We start from the raw sequence: 4,362 nt of genomic DNA on the forward strand, positions 1-4,362 counted from the left end.
GCCTCACCCGCATCGTCTGCAGCGGCGAGGCCCTGCCGGTGGACGCGCAGCAGCAGGTGTTCGCCAAGTTGCCGAACGCCGGCCTGTACAACCTGTATGGCCCTACCGAAGCCGCCATCGACGTGACCCACTGGACCTGCCGCGACGAAGGTCGCAACAGCGTGCCGATCGGCCAGCCGATCGCCAACCTGGGCGCGTACGTGCTCAGTGCCGACCTGCTGCCGTTGCCGGCGGGTGCCACCGGCGAGTTGTACCTGACCGGTGCAGGCCTGGCGCGCGGTTACCACCGCCGTGCCGCGCTGACCGCCGAGCGCTTCGTCGCCAGCCCGTTCGGCGCCGGCCAGCGCCTGTACCGTACCGGTGACCTGGCACGCCAACGCGCCGACGGCGTGATCGACTACATGGGGCGAGTCGACCACCAGGTGAAGATCCGCGGCCTGCGTATCGAACTCGGTGAAATCGAAGCGCACCTGCTCGAACTGAACTGCGTTCGCGAGGCCAGCGTGCTGGCCGTTGAAGCAGGCAGCGGCCTGCAACTGGCCGCCTACCTGGTGGCCAGTGACGCCACCCTGGCGTCGGCCAGCAGTGCGCAGCAGGCGCAATGGCGCGATGCTGTTCGCCAGCAGTTGCTGACCGGTTTGCCCGACTACATGGTGCCAACCCACCTGATACTGCTGGAACAACTGCCGCTGAGCCCGAACGGCAAGCTCGATCGCAAGGCTCTGCCCGGCATCGGCGACGCAGCCACGCGCAGCGAGCATGTCGCTGCCTCCAACCCACTGGAACAGCAACTGGCCGCTATCTGGCAGGCGGTACTCAAGCTTGATCGCGTGGGCGTTACCGACAACTTCTTCGAACTGGGCGGCGACTCGATCATCTCGATCCAGGTCGTCAGTCGCGCCCGTCAGGCCGGTATCCGCTTCACTCCCAAGGCGCTGTTCGAACACCAGACCATCCAGCGCCTGGCCACGGTTGCCCAGACCAGCGATGCACGCTCGGTTGTCGACCAATCGCCCTTGCAGGGCGAAACGGCATTGCTGCCGATCCAGCAGATGTTCTTCGAACTGCCGATGCCCGAGCGGCATCACTGGAACCAGGCCGTACTGCTCAAGGCCAACGCCAGGCTTGATGCGGCGGCGCTGCATCAGGCCCTGCAAAGCCTGGTGCTGCACCACGACGCCTTGCGCCTGCAGTTCACCGAAACCGCCAGCGGCTGGACCGGCGAGTACCGTTCGCAAGCGGCCCAGCGCGAAGCCTGGGCACACACACCGCTGCTGTGGCAACACACAGTCAGTGATGCGCATGCGCTACAAGCGCTGGCCGAATCGGCGCAGCGTAGCCTGGACCTGGAAGGCGGCCTGGTCCGTGCGCTGCTTGCCGAGCTCGCCGATGGCAGCCAGCGCCTGTTGCTGGTGATTCACCACCTGGCGGTCGATGGCGTGTCGTGGCGCATTCTCTTCGAAGACCTGCAGGCAGCATACCGCCGTGCAGTGGCCGGGCACGCTGTCGAACTGCCCGCCAGGACCCGCTCGCTGCGTGCCTGGGCCGAACAGTTGCAGGCGTTCGCCAGGCACACCGGGCAGAACCAGGAACTCGCCTACTGGCAGCAGTTGCACGGAGCGAGCAATGACCTGCCCTGCGACCGTGCAGCCGATCGCCTGATCAACCGCAACAGCAACAGTGTGCAGGTCGTGCTGGACAAGCAACGCACCCGCCAGTTGCTGCAACAGGCACCGGCGGCGTATCGCACCCAGGTCAACGACCTGCTGCTCAGCGCGCTGGCGCAGGTCATCACGCGCTGGAGCGGTCACGACGACCTGCTGCTGCAACTCGAAGGGCATGGCCGCGAGGAGCTGTTCGAAGACATGGACCTGACCCGTACCGTCGGCTGGTTCACCAGCCTGTTCCCGGTACGCCTGACCCCGGCCAGTACGCTGGGTGGCACGATCAAGCAGATCAAGGAGCAACTGCGCGCCATCCCCAACAAGGGCATCGGCTTCGGCGCCTTGCGCTACCTGGGCGATGCACAGACGCAACAGACCATGCAGCAACTGCCTGTGCCGCGCCTGACGTTCAATTACCTGGGCCAGCTTGATGGCACCTTCGACAGTGACGAGGGTGCGCTGTTTGCCCCCGCTGCAGAAAGCGCAGGTATCGGGCAGAGCCTGGACGCCCCGCAGAGCAACTGGCTGACCCTCAACTGCCAGGTGTTTGCCGGTGAACTGAGCCTGACCTGGGGCTACAACAGCGCAATGTACGATGCATCGACCATTGAAGGGCTGGCCGAAGATTACCTGCATTCGCTGAGCCGCCTGATCGAGCACTGCCTGCAGGCCGACCACCACGGCCTGACGCCGTCGGACGTGCCTCTGGCCCGTTTGAGCCAGGCGCAGCTCGATGCACTGCCCCTTTCGGCCCAGCAGGTTGAAACGCTGTACCCGCTGGCCCCGATGCAACAGGGCATGCTGTTTCACACCCTTTACCAGCAACAAGCAGGCGACTACATCAATCAGATGCGCCTGGACGTACGCGGCCTGGATGCAGAACGCTTCCGGGCCGCGTGGCAGGCCACCGTGGATGCCCATGACATCCTGCGCAGCGGATTCCTCTGGCAGGGCCAGCTCGACGAGCCGCTGCAAGTGGTGCACAAGCGAGTCGAACTGCCGTTCAGCGTACTGGACTGGCGCGAGCGCCAGGGTTGCAGCGCAGCGCTGGACACCCTGGCTGGCGAAGAGCTGATGCAGCCGTTCGACCTGCAGCAACCACCATTGCTGCGCCTGTTCATGGTCCGCACCGGCGAGGACAGCCATCACCTCATCTACACCCACCATCACATCCTGATGGATGGCTGGAGCAACTCGCAGATGATGGGTGAGGTGATGCAGCGCTACCATGGCCAGCGCGTGCCCCAGTCCAGCGGTCGCTACAGCGATTACATCGCCTGGCTGCAACAGCAGGACCCGGCACTGAGCGAGACGTTCTGGAAAGCCCAGGTACAGACCCTCGATGCGCCCACTCGGCTTGCAGCGGCCATCACTGCGCAACGCTCACCGGGGTCCGGCCACGCACACCTCGAAGCCGCGCTCGAACAGGCCGACACTGCCCGGCTCGAGACCTTTGCCCGCCAGCAGAAGGTGACCCCCAACACACTGGTTCAGGCAGCCTGGCTGATCGTGCTGCAGCGTTACTGCGCGCAGGCGACGGTCTGCTTCGGTGCCACCGTCTCCGGTCGCCCGGCGGAGCTCAGCGGGGTGGAACAGCAACTGGGGCTGTTCATCAACACCTTGCCAGTGGTCGCCACGCCGCTGCCCGAGCTCAGCGTCGGCCAATGGCTGCAGCAGGTGCAGGCGCAGAACCTGAGCTTGCGAGAACATGAACACACCCCGTTGTTCGAGATTCAACGCTTGGCCGGCAAGAACGCCGAAAGCCTGTTCGACACCCTTCTGGTGTTCGAGAACTATCCGATTTCGCAAGCCCTGGAACAGACGCCAAGCACAACACTGCACTTTGGCAGCATCCGTACCCATGAGCAGACCAACTATCCCTTGACCTTGATGGTCGGCTTCGGCGCGATGCTGACCTTGCAGGCAAGTTACGACCAGGCGCATTTCGATACCGCCACGGTCGAGAAGCTCGCTCACTCGCTGCTCAGGCTGCTGAGGGCGATGCTCGACTCGCCAGACCAGGCCATCGGCGACCTGGTGATGCTTGCACCGCAGGAACAGCACACCGTACTGCTCGACTGGAACCTGACATCGACCCACTACCCACTCGAGCAACCGGTTCATCAATTGATCGAGGCGCAGGTCGAACAGACACCGAACGCGCCGGCACTGGTGTTCGGCGAACAGCACCTGAGCTATGCCGAACTCAACAGCCGTGCCAACCAGCTCGCCCATGCGCTGATTGCACGCGGTGTTGGCCCCGACGTGCTGGTCGGCATCGCCATGGAACGCAGCATCGAGATGGTCGTCGCCCTGCTGGCGACCCTCAAGGCCGGTGGCGCCTACGTGCCGCTGGACCCGGAATACCCGCGCGAGCGCCTGGGCTACCTGTTCGACGACAGCGGCATCGCCCTGCTGCTGACCCAGCAGCACCTGCTGGCACAGTTGCCGGTGCCCGAAGGCCTACCGCTGCTCGCCCTGGACACGCTGGACCTGAGCGAGCACGCCCAGAGCAACCCGGACATTGCCCTGCACCCGGAGAACCTGGCCTACGTCATCTACACCTCCGGTTCCACCGGCAATCCCAAGGGCGCCGGCAACCGCCACAGCGCACTCACCAACCGCCTGTGCTGGATGCAGCAGGCCTACGCCCTGGACGCCAGCGACACGGTACTGCAGAAGACCCCGTTCAGCTTCG

Annotated in this window: 1 protein-coding gene; it reads left to right on the forward strand. The window is 64.8% G+C overall.

Annotated features, from left to right (window positions below; translation table 11 throughout):
• Positions 1 to 4,362, forward strand: a 4,362-nt coding sequence (locus QMX96_RS26475; RefSeq protein ID WP_282362707.1) for a condensation domain-containing protein, incomplete at both ends; no start/stop codon positions are given.

The organism is Pseudomonas sp. PS01300 (assembly GCF_029960155.1).
GTDB lineage: Bacteria > Pseudomonadota > Gammaproteobacteria > Pseudomonadales > Pseudomonadaceae > Aquipseudomonas > Aquipseudomonas palmensis.